Origin of the sequence: Streptomyces marianii, assembly GCF_005795905.1 — a bacterium.
GTDB lineage: Bacteria > Actinomycetota > Actinomycetes > Streptomycetales > Streptomycetaceae > Streptomyces > Streptomyces marianii.
This window is the reverse complement of the sequence record NZ_VAWE01000001.1, coordinates 3,294,355-3,308,473: the sequence shown is the minus strand read 5'-3', so window position 1 is coordinate 3,308,473 and position 14,119 is coordinate 3,294,355. Positions and strand designations below refer to the sequence as shown.

Here is a 14,119-nt window from a genome sequence, read left to right as displayed (position 1 = left end):
CCGCCCCCGAACAGACGAGAGGCGCTGCACCCCCCTCCGAGTGCAGCGCCTCTCCTGCTCGGTGCGGTGCGTTACGCGATGGCGTCGCCCTTGCGGCGCTTCATCGCGAAGACGACACCGGCGCCGGCGGCGACGGCGATACCGCCGGCGATGCCGATGGCCGGGAGCACGGAGGAGGAACCGGTCTCGGCGAGGCTGCCGGTGACGGGGATCTCCTTGATCTCACCCTGCGGCTTGGTGTCGGGACCCTTGTCCCCGGGCTTCTGGTCGCCCGGCTTGGCCTCGCCCGGGTTCTCGTTCGAGGAGCCCGGCTTCAGGACGACGAAGTCCACGACCTGGCCCGCGTTCTCGGCGATGCACTCCTGGCCCTTGACGTCACCGAGGTAGCCGCCCGAGCCGAAGGAGTAGCTGTCGCCTGCCGGAGCGTTCTTGTCGATGGTGAGACGCAGGTCGATCTTCACGAAGTCCTGGGACTTCATGGTCTCGACGCCCCAGAAGTAGTCGCCGGCCCGCTCCTCGTTCCCGATGCCAACCCATTCGTTGGTGCCGGGAAGCTTGAACTCCAGGTCGACGTACTTGCTGAGGAACTTGTCCGCGTCCTCGTACTCGTAGTTCTCAACCTCGGCGTAGAAAGCGACCTGCTTGAGGTCGGTCTCCGACCTGTTCGTGATGGTGAGGTTGAACTCCTCGGGGGCGCTGCCCGCGACGATCTTGCCGGGCAGGCCGGAGATCTGGACGTCGAGAGCCCTCTCCTCGAAGTTCTCGTCGACCTCCTCGCAGTACGGCAGGAACTCCTCGTCGTCGCCCGGCTGCTCGTCGGCGTTCTCGTCCTTCGCCGCGTCGTCCTTGCCGGCGTCGTCCTTGGCCGCGTCGTCCTCGGAGGCGTCGTCCTTGGCCGCGTCGTCCTTGGCCGCGTCGTCCTCGGAGGTGTCCTCCTCGGTGGCGTCGTCCTTGGCCGTGTCCTCTTCCGCGGCCGGGTTCTCGGCGTTGTTCGCGTCGTCCTCAGCGGAGGGCGTCTCGGTCTTCGCCGCGTCGTCCTCCGTTGTCGGGGTCTCCGTGTCACCAGTTGAGCCGGCGGTGGAGGTCGTGCTGGTGGTGCCGTCGGTCGCATAGGCGGCCGGCGCCGCCAGGAAGGCGGCAGGGGCTATGACGGCGGTCGCGGCAGCGACGGCCATAGCGCGGCGAAGCTTCATCAAGACCTCAGTGAAGTCCGGCGTGCCGCGTCACGCGGCACGGAGTTTGTGGGGCCCTCCCGGCTAACGGGGCACGGGTGTGGCCGTTGGTTCCGCATGCATGACCTGTGACCTGTGCAATTGGTTGCACAGAAACTCACACAGAATTTATGTGACGCCCGACACAGTGCCGCGGGCATATGTCGGTCGAGGCGCCCGCTCCGCGCGGCGTTCCCGATTCATGATCTGTGCATGATCGCCTTCGAGGGCACCTTCGAACCCGGCGAGGTGTACGAGCTGTTCCGGCCGCTCACGGTCAAGGCCGCCGAGCACGCCTACATCGAGGACTTCATCCACCGAGGTCGGGCCCTTGCTGTCGGTGCCGGTGTCAGGGCCGGGTCGGTACCGAGAGGCGGCGCGCGGCCGGGGTGGGGCGCCGCCGGACCGGATGGCCCGGAGCCGCCCCCGGTCCGGCAACGGCCCGACGGTGCGGGGCTCGGTCCTGCGGAGGGGCGTCGCGCGCAGCTGTGATGCGGTCCGCCAGGGGCCGGTTCGTGGCGGGCGGTTCGCGCGACCGTACGAACGCTTCGGCCGGATGGGCCGGATGCGGCCGGTTCCGGGCGTCCCCGGAACCGGCCGCCGTGGGGTGACCGGGCTGCTGTCCCCTGCCGACCGGTCACGCTCGCCGGGTCGAGGTCCCACGACGTACCTGCGGTACGTCACACGCCCCGGCGGAGCCACGCGTGGATCTTTCCTTCGGGGCCCGCCCCTGGCTGGCACGGACATCGGTACCAACGAAGCGCTCCGGGACCGGTCACGGGCCGTACGAGTGAGAGCGCGCCCGTACGGATGTGCGTACAACGTGCGGCGGGAATCCGCGCCGACGCGGCGGCCGCGCACATCCGGCGCGCCCCACCGGGCAACGCGCACCCTCCGGGCGGGAGCCGCGCGCACCCTGCGGACACGGCGCACGGCGTACCGTTCAGACGCGGCCGCGGCACAGCTCCAGCAACGTCATCGCCAGCGCCGTCCCCGGCCTGCCGAGCGCCTCCCTGTAGTGACCGAGCACCTCCATCTCGCGCGAGAGGTTCACCCGGCGGCCCCCGGACGTGATCCGGGCCTCCTGGATGACGGCCGAGACGGCCATCCGTTCCTGGATCAGCCCGATGATCCGGTCGTCGAGGGAGTCGATGCGGTCGCGGGCGCCGTTGATCAGGTCCGCGGCCTCGTCGGTGCGGGCGCCGGTGTCGGGACGGGCTGCGGTGTCGGTGGCGGGCACAGGGGGCTCCTTGGGTGCGGGCCCCGTACCGACCGGGCCCGGAAACGACAGGACGCCCCGGGCCTTGTCGGCCCGGGGCGCCTGGGAAGTCGCTTGTCAGTTGCTCAAGCAGCACGACCATGGCAGCCGGCGGGCCGGGTGCCATAGGTAAAGACGAAGGTCGAGTGCTTGCGCATGGGGGTCAGTATGACCCCCCGGCCCCCGCCGGGGCCAACGCGGGTTCGGATGGTGAGACGAAGAGCGGTACGGCGGCGCCGGTAGAATCGACTGACAGAGCCCCCCTCCATCCACCGCCGGAAGGCCGCCGTAGTGTCACCTGCGTCCCCCGCTGCCGCGCCCGACGTCACCAACCCGGACGTGGTCCTCGTTGTCGACTTCGGCGCCCAGTACGCCCAGCTCATCGCCCGCCGCGTCCGTGAGGCGCGCGTGTACAGCGAGATCGTCCCGTCCACCATGCCGGTGCAGGAGATGCTGGCCAGGAACCCTGCGGCGATCATCCTCTCCGGCGGCCCGTCCTCCGTGTACGCGGAGGGTGCCCCGCGCCTCGACCGTGCGCTGTTCGAGGCCGGCGTCCCCGTCTTCGGCATGTGCTACGGGTTCCAGTTGATGGCGCAGACACTCGGCGGCACCGTCGACAACTCCGGCGCCCGTGAGTACGGCCGTACCGATCTGCACGTCAGCAAGGCCGGCTCGACGCTCTTCGAGGGCACCCCGGCCGAGCAGCAGGTCTGGATGTCGCACGGCGACGCCTGCTCCGCTGCTCCCGAGGGCTTCACCGTCACCGCCTCCACGGCCGTCGTGCCCGTGGCCGCGTTCGAGAACGACGAGAAGAAGCTCTACGGCGTCCAGCACCACCCCGAGGTGATGCACTCCACCTACGGCCAGCAGGTCCTGGAACACTTCCTCTACCGCGGCGCGGGCATCGAGCCGACGTGGACGACGGGCAACGTGATCGAGGAGCAGTCCGCCGCGATCCGTGCGCAGGTCGGCGACAAGCGTGCCATCTGCGGACTGTCCGGCGGCGTCGACTCCGCCGTCGCGGCCGCGCTCGTGCAGAAGGCCATCGGCTCCCAGCTGACCTGCGTGTACGTCGACCACGGCCTGATGCGCAAGGGCGAGACCGAGCAGGTGGAGAAGGACTTCGTCGCCGCGACCGGCGTCTCCCTGAAGGTCGTCGACGCCGAGCAGCGCTTCCTCGACGCGCTCGCCGGGGTCTCCGACCCCGAGGAGAAGCGGAAGATCATCGGCCGGGAGTTCATCCGGGTCTTCGAGCAGGCGCAGGCCGAGATCGTCGCCGAGGCCGCCGGTGAGCACGGCGAGCAGCCGGTGCAGTTCCTGGTCCAGGGCACGCTCTACCCGGACGTGGTGGAGTCCGGCGGAGGCACGGGCACGGCGAACATCAAGTCGCACCACAACGTCGGCGGTCTCCCCGAGGACCTCGAGTTCGAGCTGATCGAGCCGCTGCGGAAGCTGTTCAAGGACGAGGTCCGGATGGTCGGCCAGGAGCTGGGCCTGCCGGAGGAGATCGTCCAGCGCCAGCCCTTCCCGGGCCCCGGTCTCGGCATCCGTATCGTCGGCGAGGTCACCAAGGAGCGCCTGGACCTGCTGCGCGAGGCCGACGCGATCGCCCGCGAGGAGCTGACCGCCGCCGGTCTCGACCGCGACATCTGGCAGTGCCCGGTGGTCCTGCTCGCGGACGTCCGCTCCGTCGGCGTCCAGGGCGACGGCCGCACCTACGGCCACCCGATCGTGCTCCGCCCGGTCTCGTCCGAGGACGCGATGACGGCGGACTGGACGCGGATGCCGTACGACGTCCTGGCGAAGATCTCGACCCGTATCACCAACGAGGTCGCCGACGTGAACCGCGTCGTTCTCGACGTGACGTCGAAGCCGCCGGGCACCATCGAGTGGGAGTGACCCCCCGCTCCCCAGGTCGACACCGACGCCGTCGCTCATTCGTCTGAGCGGCGGCGACCCGTCCCCCCCCACCTCCCGCGTGCGGCCGCGCACCTCCGGTCCCGCACAAGGCGCGCGCCGCATATGGCCAGTTGGCGCACCCGGAGGTACCTTCCGCGCCATGACCGACATGCCGGAGCCGATACCCGCCGAGCGGCTGCACTTCGCCATGCCGCCCGTGCACGAGTCCGTGGCGGATGAACGTGCATACCGGAAGCAGCGGCTGGCCGGCGCGCTGCGGCTGTTCGCCCGGTTCGGGTACGAGGAGGGCGTCGCCGGGCACATCAGCGTGCGCGACCCGGAGGCGCCGGACTGCTTCTGGGTCAACCCGTTCGGGGAGCCGTTCGCCACGATGACGGCAGGCAGGCTGATCCTGGTCAACGGGGACGGACAGGTCGTCCTCGGCACCCGGCACGTCAACCAGGCCGCGTTCGCCGTGCACTCCGCGGTGCACCGGGCCCGGCCCGAGACCGTCGCCGTCGTGCACAGCCACTCCGTCCACGGCCGGGCGCTGGCCGCGCTCGGTGAACTGCTGGACCCGATCTCCCAGGAGGCGTGCGCCTTCTACCAGGACCACGCACTGTACGACGCCTACACGGGCGTCACCGTCGACGCGGCGGAGGGCAGGCGCGTCGCGGCCGCCCTCGGCCCGTACAAGGCGGTCATCCTGCGCAACCACGGGCTCCTCACGGTTGGGGACTCCGTCGACGCGGCGGCCTGGTGGTTCGTCTCCATGGAGCGCTGCGCGCAGGTGCAGCTGAGCGCCCGGGCCGCCGGGAAGCCGGTGCCCATCGACCACCGCGACGCACTCGCCACCCGTGAGCAGCTCGGCGGCGATCTCGTCGCATGGATCAGCTACCAGCCCCTGTGGCGTCGGATCGCCGCCGAAGAACCCGAACTCATGTCGTAGTACGTCAATTCGATCGTGCGGAAATCACCCTCGCGCCGGCTTTCCGAGGCGCGCGTGGCCTCGTCCGTACGGCACAATTCCTTGGAATCACGGGGTAGTTGCCGAAGCTGCCTACCGGGGAAGGGTGCGTCGCCGTGGCGGTGCAGGAAGCGGGACAGAGCGTGCACGGCGGGGGCTGTACCTGTGGCGACTGCCCGCACGGCAGACGTGAGGGACACCGGAGGGCCGTCGCCCGGTTCCTGGCCAGGCGCGACGAACTCGCCGGGGGACGCGGGCTGCCCGCCCAGGTCGCCTCCTCCGCGGGCGGCACCCGTCAGTGGATCTCCGACGAGCTGACCGAGTCCGCCCGTGCGGTCGCCGAGCGCAGCCGCGCCGCCGGGGAGTCGTGGCTCACCCGCGTCTGGCGGCGCACCCTGCTGGTGCTGTGGGGCTGGGTCGTCCTGCTCCTCCTGGTGCAGGCCGTGACCGCGATCGGCTCCGGCTGGACCGTGGCCCGCACCGCCTGCCTCGCCGCCGCCGTCGGTCTGGCCGGGCTGCTCACCGGGGCGGCCCGGCTCCACCGGACGCACGGTGGACTCCTCGCACCGCTCGTCGGCGAGGACAACCGGCTGTCGACCTCGCGGGCGGTGGCCGCCGCGTGGATGCTGTTCGCCGCCTACACCGTGCTGTTCCTGGCGTTCCGGCTCGCCGCGTCGGCCCCCGCCGGACTCGGCCTCGCCCAGGGCGCCGGACTGCTCACGATCACGGCCGCCGTCTCCCTGATCGCCGTCGTCGTGCGCCGTGTCGTCACCGTGCGCATCATCACGCAGCGGCTGCAGAAGGTGGAGGCGGACCGGCCCCGGCCCGCGGACCTGGTCTGCGACGACGCGGGTCGCGGCAGCTTCCCGGACGCCCAGTACGTCCTCGTCGGCGGGGTCGCCCTCGTCTGCGCGACGGTGCTGCTGGCACGCCGGCCCGACCGGCTGCCGGAGCTGCCGTGGGGCCTGACCGTGCTGGTCCTGGTCTCGGCGGGGGTCTACCTCGCCGGGAAGTACGCGGAGGGCGGCCGCCCGGTCGTCCTGTCCGTCGTCCGCGCCAGGGAGCCCGGCGGCCTCGACGGCCCCGTCCGCATCGGTGACGACATCGAGATCCGGGGTGCCGGGTTCGTGCCGCCGGGCGCCGGGAACCCCGACCGGCTCGCGCTGATGACCGTCCGGATCGGCGCGGTCCACGTCCATGTGCCGCTGGTCCCGGTCCTTGGCGGATTCACCAGCCCCAGTGATACGAGCATCACGGTCCCGGTGCCGGCCGAGGTCGAGCCCGGAAGGGTCGAGGTGCAGGTCGTGACGGCCGCGGGCGCCGAGTCGAACCGGATGGCCGTCGACGTCGTGGACTGACCGGGCTGAGCCGTACGGCCGTCGCCCCCGTATTCACGGGGGCGGGCCGTGGGGACAATCGTCCCAGCCGGGTGAGACACGGAGGCGACGATGACGCATGTGTACCGGACGACGGCGACGTACGCGACCGACGACGTGGGCACCGACTGGAAGGGACGCGCGGCGCGCTACTCCCTGCTGCCGCTGCGGCTGTTCCTCGGAGTGACCTTCGTCTACGCGGGACTGGACAAGCTCCTCGACAGCGCGTTCATCTCCGCGAGCGGCACCGGCTCCATCGGCGAGCTGATGGCCACCGTGCGGAACAGCTCCGCCGTACCCGCGCTCGTGGACATGGCCCTGAAGAGCCCCGAGGGCTTCGGCTACGCGATGGCCTTCGGCGAACTGGCCGTCGGCATCGGCACCCTGCTGGGGCTGTTCGCGCGGCTGGCCGCCCTGGGCGGGGCGCTGATCTCGCTGAGCCTGTGGCTGACCGTCAGCTGGCAGACCGAGCCGTACTACTACGGGAACGATCTGGCCTACCTGGTTGCCTGGCTGCCGCTGGTGCTCGCCGGCGCCTCCGTGTTCTCCCTGGACGCGGCGATCGCGGAACGGCGCCGACGCAGCCGGTAGTGGACGAAGGTGGCGACGGCGGCGAGGAAGAGGCCGCCGGACATCACCGGAAGGGCCGTGAACCACGGGGCCTGCCACGCCCCGGTCGCGTCACCGAGATAGGCCGCGGCGGTCCCCAGGGCCGCGGTGCCCGCGATCAGCCTGCCCGGACGGAACTCATGAAGCGGCACGGATGACCTCCACCTGTCCGAGCGCGACCGTCAGATCGAGGTCGAGCGTGCCCGCGGGCCCCGCACCGGCGGGCGGAGCGAGCGTGTCCGTGCGGTCCCTGTCCGGGGCGACGTCCACGTCGTTCACCGGATCCCCGGGCAGCCGGACGTCACCGACGCCGACGCGGGTCCGGATCCGCACCGTGGCGTCCGGGGGCAGCACGACCCTCAGCCGGCCCGCGCCGACCTCCGCGACGGTGCTCACCGTCCCCTCCGGCGGCACCGCCACCCGGCTCAGGTCGAGCGTGGCCGTGCCCGAGCCCAGCTGGTACCGCGGAGCGACGGCGGCGGCCGTCGCGGGCCGCCAGTCAGTCCGCGTCCACTGGGTGCTGATCTCCTCGGGCAGGACGGAGGCACCCGTCAGGAGCACGGCCGTGACCACGGTCAGCAGGACCGTGCCGCCGCCGATCCGGCCGAGGAGGCTGCCGACGACCAGGCCGAATCCGAACACGGCGAGCGCGCAGGCGAGCCCGGTCTGCAGGCTGGTGCCCAGCGGCTGCGACTCCCAGGACAGACCCGTACCGAGACCACCCGCCACCAGAGCGAGCAGGAAGACGATTCCGGCGATGCCGCGGGGCCCGCGCGGGCGCGGTGACGGGGTGTCGCGGCGCCGCTCGCGGGGGAGCGCGGCGGCGCCCGGCGCGGAGTCGGCCGGCCCCCACAGGTAGCCCGTCGCCACCGGCCCCGTGGTGCCGTCCTTGACGATCGGGTCCCGCCACCAGGACGGGCTGTCGGGTGTCGGGGGCGCCTTGGCCTCCGGCGGGGCCTCCGACACGGCGTGCGCGGTCGTCGCGTCCAGCGGTCCCCCCTCCGGGGCGGCGGTGGTGCGCCGCCGCGACCACACGGCGGCGCCCGCGACGGCGAGCGACAGCAGCGCGGAGAACGCGAGCGTCCCGTCGTTGCCCAGCATCGACAGGAACAGCCCGCAGCCGAGCAGCGCCAGCAGCACGGCGACCAGGGCGGCCCCGTCGACCCGGCCGGACAGGGCGCGCCGCGCCTCGTTCTCCTCCTCGCCCTCCAGCGGGATCAGCAGCCAGGCGAAGCCGTAGAAGATCAGACCGATGCCGCCGGTCGCCGCAAGCACACCCGTGGCGATACGGAAGACCACCGGGTCGACGTCGCAGTACCGGCCGAGCCCCCCGCAGACCCCGCCGACGGCCTTGTGCCGCGCGGTCCGGCGCAGCAGCACGGGCGGGAGCCGCGGCTCCGGCGGCGCGGCGGGCGGGGCGGTCGGCTGAGTCATGTCTCCATGGTGACGGTCCGCCACGGCGGGCGGCAGCCGTCCCGACCCTGGCCCTTCCCTGATTTCGCACCCCGGGGCCCGGCGCGGGTCCCGATGCTCAGGGTCTCTCTCAGGGACGGCCCTGATGTCCCCACCGCCGGGCCCGTGTGACCATCGGGGCATGCCCGTCGCCACCGCCCGTCCGCCCGAGGCCGAAGAGCCCGCCGCCCGCAGGCTGTACCGCAGCGCGGAGGGCCGTTGGCTGGGCGGTGTGGCGCGCGGGCTGGCGGGGCACCTCGGCCTGCCGGTGATCTGGGTCCGGCTCGTCTTCCTCGGGCTCTTCATGGCGGACGGCCTCGGCGCGCTGCTCTACGCGGTGTTCTGGATCGCGGTGCCGCTCGGTGTCGGCGGCAGGTCGGCCGAGCCCAAGCCCGTCTTCGAGACGGCACCCGACGGCAGGCGACGGCTGCGCAAGCCCGACAAGGGGCAGCTGTTCGCGCTGGTCGCCCTGCTGATCGGCGCGGTCGTGTTCGTCGCCAACATCGACCTCGGCGGCCCCGCGAACCGCTACGTCTGGCCGGTGCTGCTGACGGGCGCCGGTGTCGTGCTGGTGTGGCGGCAGGCGGACAACGCCCGTCGGGCGCAGTGGACCGGCGACGGCCGGCGCCGCGGACTGCTGCAGCTCGCGCGTGGCCTGGCGGGCGTCGCGCTGGTCGGCATGGGGCTCACCGTCTTCGTGGTCGTCCGGGGCTCCGCCGCGCAGCTCGGCAACGTCCTGACCGCCGCCCTGGCCGTGATCGCCGGTGTGGCCCTGCTGGCCGGCCCGTGGCTGGTGCGGATGACCCAGGACCTCTCCGAGGAGCGCCTCATGCGCATCCGCGCCCAGGAGCGCGCCGAGGTCGCCGCCCATGTCCACGACTCCGTGCTGCACACCCTCACCCTGATCCAGCGGAACGCGGACGACGCGGGGGAGGTGCGCCGGCTCGCCCGCGCCCAGGAGCGCGAGCTGCGCAACTGGCTGTACCGGCCGGAGGGCACCGGCAAGGAGGAGGACGAGGAGCCCACCATGCTCGCGGACGCGGTGAAGCGCGCCGCGGCGGAGGTCGAGGACAAGCACGGCGTTCCGCTGGAGGTCGTCGTCGTCGGTGACTGCCCGCTCGACGAGAAGCTGACGGCGCAGATGCAGGCCGCGCGCGAAGCGATGGTCAACGCGGCGAAGTACGGTGGCGAGGGCGGACCCGTACAGGTGTACGCGGAGGTGGAGGGCCGTACGGTGTTCGTCTCGGTGCGTGACCGGGGGCCGGGGTTCGACCCCGACGCGGTACCGGAGGACCGCATGGGCGTACGAGAATCGATCGTCGGCCGTATGCAGCGCAACGGAGGGACGGCGCGCCTGCGGTCGGTGCCCGGTGGAGGCACCGAAGTGGAGCTGGAGATGGAGAGGGCGGACGGATGACCGAGCAGACCGACGCAGCCGAGGGGACGGAGCGCCGGGTACGGGTCGTGCTCGTCGACGACCACCGGATGTTCCGCGCGGGTGTGCAGGCCGAGATCGGCAGGACGGAGGAGACGGGCGTCGAGGTCGTCGGCGAGGCCGCCGACGTCGACCAGGCCGTCACCGTGATCACTGCCACCCGTCCCGAGGTGGTGCTCCTCGACGTTCATCTGCCCGGTGGCGGCGGCGTGGAGGTGCTGCGCCGCTGCGCGGGACTGGCAGCGGCGGCCGAGCGCCCCGTCCGCTTCCTGGCGCTGTCCGTGTCGGACGCCGCCGAGGACGTCATCGGCGTGATCCGCGGCGGCGCACGCGGCTATGTGACCAAGACGATCACCGGTGCCGATCTGGTCGACTCGATCTTCCGGGTCCAGGAGGGCGACGCGGTGTTCTCGCCGCGGCTGGCCGGATTCGTCCTCGACGCCTTCGCCTCGACGGACGCGCCTCCCGTGGATGAGGACCTGGACCGGCTCACCCAGCGCGAGCGCGAGGTGCTGCGGCTGATCGCCCGGGGCTACGCGTACAAGGAGATCGCCAAGCAGCTCTTCATCTCGGTGAAGACGGTGGAGTCGCATGTCTCGGCGGTGCTGAGGAAGCTGCAGCTGTCGAACCGGCACGAGCTGACGCGCTGGGCGACGGCACGCCGGCTGGTCTGATCCCGCGAGCCCCGGCGGGCGCCACGCGGCAGGTGAGGACCCGGCCGGGTACGACGGGCGGGCGAGGACCGCCGGGCCGGGACGGGATCGTCGCGGTCCGCCGGACGAGACGACCGGTCGGCGAGCCGTACGGGCGGCGGGACGCGTGCCCGCGCCTCCCTCTGGGCGCCCCCACCTCAACTCCAGCGACAGCGATCACGTGAAGATGTCGCTGGAGTCGAGGGTCGGCCGATGCGGCACCCCTTATTGCAGTTGCTGCCTCAACAGTTTCTCGTCTTTGTCCGCCACAACGAATTTGCCGCTGTCGTCCTCGACCCACGCCGTAAGGCCGGCATCACAGGCCCACCCTGTCAGCGCCACGACCTTTTCGATGTCGGACTCGGTGTACTTCGCTCCCCGGTAGATGAAGGAGTGACCTGTCTTTCCGTGGGACTTCGCTACAACGCCGAGCAGCTTGAAGATGCCGATGGTGTGCGCTTTTTTGTCGAACTTGCTTGGAGGTCCAACCACTCCGAGGCCGTTGTCGGACAACACGTCGGCCTTGACTGTGGCTGATTCGTCCTTCTCCCCGCCGCTGGTCTTGGCGTATATGTCGGGATCGCGGTCTGCGAAGGTCTTGCTGAACTTCTTCCCGACCCAGTCCGGCATCGACCCGGAGTCGGCTCGATGTCCGTTGATCGCGGCGGCGGCGGCATCCTCCATGTCACTGCCACCGGCCTTGACGTTCGCGCCGACTTGCAGCTCCTGCAAGAGTCTTTCGGCGAACGTTTTCCACGAGGTGAACTCTAAGTCTTTCTGCCCGTGCTGCCCGAAGAACTTCCCCACCTTTCCTTTCGCTAGTTGAGCTTTGCTGACAGCCTCCTTCTTGTCCCACCCTTTCTCCGCCTCCATGCCAATCACGGCGTCGTACACATTCTGGGATGCCGTGCTGATGTTGCCGCCTTGCAGTTCGACTCCTTGGACCACGATCGGCACGAGAGTCTCCTTTCGTCTCACCTTGCAGCCGCGCGTGCGCGTGTCGCAGGCACGGCACTTGTGGGGTGTTTCTCAGTCCCGACGATGTCTGCTGTGCGCGAGGGTCAAGGCATATGCATGTTCACGACTGGCCGACCCCAGGGACATCTCAACTCGGGTATATGGAAAGCCCGTTGGGACACCAAGAAGCGTAGGTGGGGCACTTCTGCCGCGTCCAGCGACGTCGAGAAGCTGTGTGAAATTTGAGGTTACCGCTGGGTAGTCGGGCGGTTGGTCCTGCCGTTCCCACCCGTACTCGAAGTCCCCACGCAGCGCTCCCGGTCGACCGAGCTGCCGCGCACGGCCGTGCCGTACACCGGGGCGAGTCGGGGGCTGGCCGGGGATTGCGGGACAGCCCTCAGGCGATCCGCGTCGCTCCCGCGTAGGGCATCTGGTCGATCGGCGCGATCCGTACGGGGGCTCCCGGGCGAGGGGCGTGGATCATCCGGCCACCGCCGATGTACAGCCCCACGTGCGAGACGCCGGAGTAGAAGAACACCAGGTCTCCCGGCGCGAGTCGGGACCGCGGCACCCGCTGTCCCGCGTTGATCTGGGTGTACGTGGTACGCGGCAGCGCGACCCCGGCGGAGCGCCAGGCGGCCTGGGTCAGCCCCGAGCAGTCGAAGGCGGACGGCCCCGTCGCGCCCCAGACGTAGGGCTTGCCGAGTGCCCCGTAGGCATAGGCGACGGCTTGTGCGGCACGGGGGTTGGGCGCGTCGGCGGCGGGAGCGGTGCGGACCGTGTCGCGGTCCGCACGGCCCGTGGCGGCGCCGTCCCGGCCGGCGTAGGCGGCGCGCTGCTCGGGGGTGAGGCGTGCCAGCAGGGCCTCGGCCGCGGCCAGCTTCTTCCGTACCTCCGCGCGGTGGTGGGCCACGTGCGCCCGCTGCTCCTCGAGCTCGGCGAGCCGCTCACCGGCCTCGGCGCGCACCTGCTCGAGCTCCCTCATCTGCCGCCGCACCGCGGCGAGGGCCGCGGCCTGGCGGTCACCGACCCGCTCGGTCAGCTCGGCGCCCGCGAGGTATCGCGCCGGGTCGGAGTGGAGGACGAGCCGCAGGGCGGGATCGAGGCCGCCCGCCCGGTACTGCGCCGTCGCGAAGGAACCCAGCGCGTCGCGGGAGGCGTTCAGGCGCTGCGTGCGCCGGGCGGCCTCGTCGCGGAGTTCCCCGGCCTCCCTCCGTGCCGTATCGGCCTTCTCCTTCGCCCCGTTGTACTTCTCGGTCTCGGCCTCCGCCTCCTGGTAGAGCCGGTCCGCCCCGGCCCGGACCTCGTCCGGACCGGGCAACGGCTCGGCGTGCCCGGCGCCCTCGAAGGCGGTGGCGGTGGCCGCACCGGCGAGCGCGAGAGTGGCGGAGAGGCGTGCGGCGGTGCCGGGAAGCGTGCGCTGCCTGGGCTTGCGGTGCGCTGCCACGAGGGCCCGTCCTTCCGTAGGGGCCCGCCGGTACGGGTACCGGCGGCGGACCGCACAGGGGGAGCGGCCCGCCACCGGCTCTTCCGGCGGGGGCGGTCGGCAGCCGTCCGGGTACGGACGGTGGTGGAGCCGGCCACCTGGGTGAGGACGCTAGAGCTGTCGGTCACGAAGAAGTGGCGCCATGAACGGAATTGGCATGAGAAGGACCGTCCGGGTTCGCTTTGGGACCGTCCGGCTAGGCTCCGGTGCCATGGACGTACTCATCAATGTCTTCGTCGCCCTGCACATCATCGGTATCGCGGCGCTGCTCGGCGGCTTCCTCACCCAGATGAAGGCGATGGGGGCGGGGACCGCGCGCTTCACCCCCGGGATGTTGCACGGCGCGCTGACCATGCTGGTGACGGGCGTGGCGCTGGTCGGACTGAACCAGGCGGACGACCAGCCCGTGAACAACCTCAAGATCGGCATCAAGCTCGCCGTGCTCGTGGTGATCATTGCACTGGTCTACGTCAAGCGGGACGAGGAGACCGTGGACAAGGGGGTGTTCGGGGCGGTCGGCGGCCTGACCCTGGCGAACGTCCTCATCGCGACCCTCTGGACCTGAGTGGTCCGAAGCCCCCGGGCGTCCGCCCGCGGCGGCGGCATCACGGCCGCGCGGCCCTGAGCCGCCCGGGAGCCTCCGCGGCGGAGCGGGCCCCGGGCCCGGTTCCCGCCGCACCGCCGGCCCCTCCCGTATACGGCTCGCGCCGCAACCCCCTCTTCCGAAGGGCGTTGCGGCGCGAGTCCGTGACTCCGCGAGTGCGGCGGTCACGGGCC

General features: G+C 71.6%; 13 protein-coding genes. 8 read left to right on the top strand and 5 right to left on the bottom strand.

What is annotated here, in order from left to right; genetic code table 11:
• Positions 1-71: 71 nt before the first annotated feature.
• Positions 72-1,193: an LPXTG cell wall anchor domain-containing protein gene (locus FEF34_RS14725; RefSeq protein ID WP_171052959.1), complete on the bottom strand. Its 1,122-nt coding sequence runs from the start codon at positions 1,191-1,193 to the stop codon at positions 72-74.
• A 231-nt stretch (positions 1,194-1,424) separates the two neighbouring features.
• Between FEF34_RS14725 and FEF34_RS14720 the strand changes: the two genes are divergently transcribed.
• Positions 1,425-1,703 (top strand): hypothetical protein, encoded by a 279-nt coding sequence (locus tag FEF34_RS14720; protein ID WP_138053609.1) that lies wholly within the window; start codon positions 1,425-1,427, stop codon positions 1,701-1,703.
• 451 nt (positions 1,704-2,154) lie between these two features.
• Here FEF34_RS14720 and FEF34_RS14715 read toward each other — a convergent pair whose 3' ends face one another.
• Positions 2,155-2,451 carry a chorismate mutase gene (locus tag FEF34_RS14715; protein WP_138053608.1) on the bottom strand — a complete coding sequence of 99 codons (297 nt, stop codon included), beginning with the start codon at positions 2,449-2,451 and terminating at the stop codon, positions 2,155-2,157.
• Positions 2,452-2,760: 309 nt separating this feature from the next.
• Between FEF34_RS14715 and guaA the strand changes: the two genes are divergently transcribed.
• From guaA to FEF34_RS14695, 4 genes are all read left to right on the top strand, one after another.
• The gene (gene guaA, locus FEF34_RS14710) at positions 2,761-4,368 is read left to right on the top strand and encodes a glutamine-hydrolyzing GMP synthase (RefSeq protein WP_171052958.1); all 1,608 of its coding nucleotides are present in this window, start codon (positions 2,761-2,763) and stop codon (positions 4,366-4,368) included.
• A 160-nt stretch (positions 4,369-4,528) separates the two neighbouring features.
• The gene (locus FEF34_RS14705; RefSeq protein WP_138053607.1) at positions 4,529-5,317 is read left to right on the top strand and encodes a class II aldolase/adducin family protein; all 789 of its coding nucleotides are present in this window, start codon (positions 4,529-4,531) and stop codon (positions 5,315-5,317) included.
• Between the two features lie 134 nt (positions 5,318-5,451).
• The gene (locus FEF34_RS14700) at positions 5,452-6,693 is read left to right on the top strand and encodes a hypothetical protein (protein ID WP_407698282.1); all 1,242 of its coding nucleotides are present in this window, start codon (positions 5,452-5,454) and stop codon (positions 6,691-6,693) included.
• 90 nt (positions 6,694-6,783) lie between these two features.
• Positions 6,784-7,302: a DoxX family protein gene (locus tag FEF34_RS14695; RefSeq protein ID WP_138053606.1), complete on the top strand. Its 519-nt coding sequence runs from the start codon at positions 6,784-6,786 to the stop codon at positions 7,300-7,302.
• 156 nt (positions 7,303-7,458) lie between these two features.
• Here FEF34_RS14695 and FEF34_RS14685 read toward each other — a convergent pair whose 3' ends face one another.
• A complete protein-coding gene (locus FEF34_RS14685; RefSeq protein WP_138053604.1) occupies positions 7,459-8,754 on the bottom strand; it encodes a PspC domain-containing protein in 1,296 nt (431 codons plus the stop codon).
• A gap of 160 nt (positions 8,755-8,914) precedes the next feature.
• Here FEF34_RS14685 and FEF34_RS14680 point away from each other — a divergent pair, with 160 nt between their 5' ends.
• A complete protein-coding gene (locus FEF34_RS14680) occupies positions 8,915-10,189 on the top strand; it encodes an ATP-binding protein (protein WP_138053603.1) in 1,275 nt (424 codons plus the stop codon).
• Complete coding sequence (locus FEF34_RS14675) at positions 10,186-10,881, top strand: LuxR C-terminal-related transcriptional regulator (RefSeq protein ID WP_138053602.1); 696 nt, start codon at positions 10,186-10,188, stop codon at positions 10,879-10,881. The genes FEF34_RS14680 and FEF34_RS14675 overlap by 4 nt, the downstream gene beginning before the upstream one ends.
• A gap of 243 nt (positions 10,882-11,124) precedes the next feature.
• On the opposite strand, the gene FEF34_RS14670 is transcribed toward FEF34_RS14675, so the two are convergent.
• Positions 11,125-11,856 carry a hypothetical protein gene (locus tag FEF34_RS14670; protein ID WP_138053601.1) on the bottom strand — a complete coding sequence of 244 codons (732 nt, stop codon included), beginning with the start codon at positions 11,854-11,856 and terminating at the stop codon, positions 11,125-11,127.
• Between the two features lie 397 nt (positions 11,857-12,253).
• Positions 12,254-13,303: a C40 family peptidase gene (locus FEF34_RS14665; RefSeq protein ID WP_138053600.1), complete on the bottom strand. Its 1,050-nt coding sequence runs from the start codon at positions 13,301-13,303 to the stop codon at positions 12,254-12,256.
• Between the two features lie 250 nt (positions 13,304-13,553).
• Here FEF34_RS14665 and FEF34_RS14660 point away from each other — a divergent pair, with 250 nt between their 5' ends.
• A complete protein-coding gene (locus FEF34_RS14660; RefSeq protein ID WP_138053599.1) occupies positions 13,554-13,907 on the top strand; it encodes a hypothetical protein in 354 nt (117 codons plus the stop codon).
• The last annotated feature ends 212 nt before the right edge of the window (positions 13,908-14,119 follow it).

What these genes read in the sequence shown, in the direction of transcription:
- FEF34_RS14725 (WP_171052959.1), bottom strand. Translation starts at nt 1,193, where the DNA reads ATGAAGCTTCGCCGCGCTATGGCCGTCGCTGCCGCGACCGCCGTCATA.
- FEF34_RS14720 (WP_138053609.1), top strand. Translation starts at nt 1,425, where the DNA reads ATGATCGCCTTCGAGGGCACCTTCGAACCCGGCGAGGTGTACGAGCTG.
- FEF34_RS14705 (WP_138053607.1), top strand. Translation starts at nt 4,529, where the DNA reads ATGACCGACATGCCGGAGCCGATACCCGCCGAGCGGCTGCACTTCGCC.
- FEF34_RS14695 (WP_138053606.1), top strand. Translation starts at nt 6,784, where the DNA reads ATGACGCATGTGTACCGGACGACGGCGACGTACGCGACCGACGACGTG.
- FEF34_RS14685 (WP_138053604.1), bottom strand. Translation starts at nt 8,754, where the DNA reads ATGACTCAGCCGACCGCCCCGCCCGCCGCGCCGCCGGAGCCGCGGCTC.
- FEF34_RS14680 (WP_138053603.1), top strand. Translation starts at nt 8,915, where the DNA reads ATGCCCGTCGCCACCGCCCGTCCGCCCGAGGCCGAAGAGCCCGCCGCC.
- FEF34_RS14675 (WP_138053602.1), top strand. Translation starts at nt 10,186, where the DNA reads ATGACCGAGCAGACCGACGCAGCCGAGGGGACGGAGCGCCGGGTACGG.
- FEF34_RS14660 (WP_138053599.1), top strand. Translation starts at nt 13,554, where the DNA reads ATGGACGTACTCATCAATGTCTTCGTCGCCCTGCACATCATCGGTATC.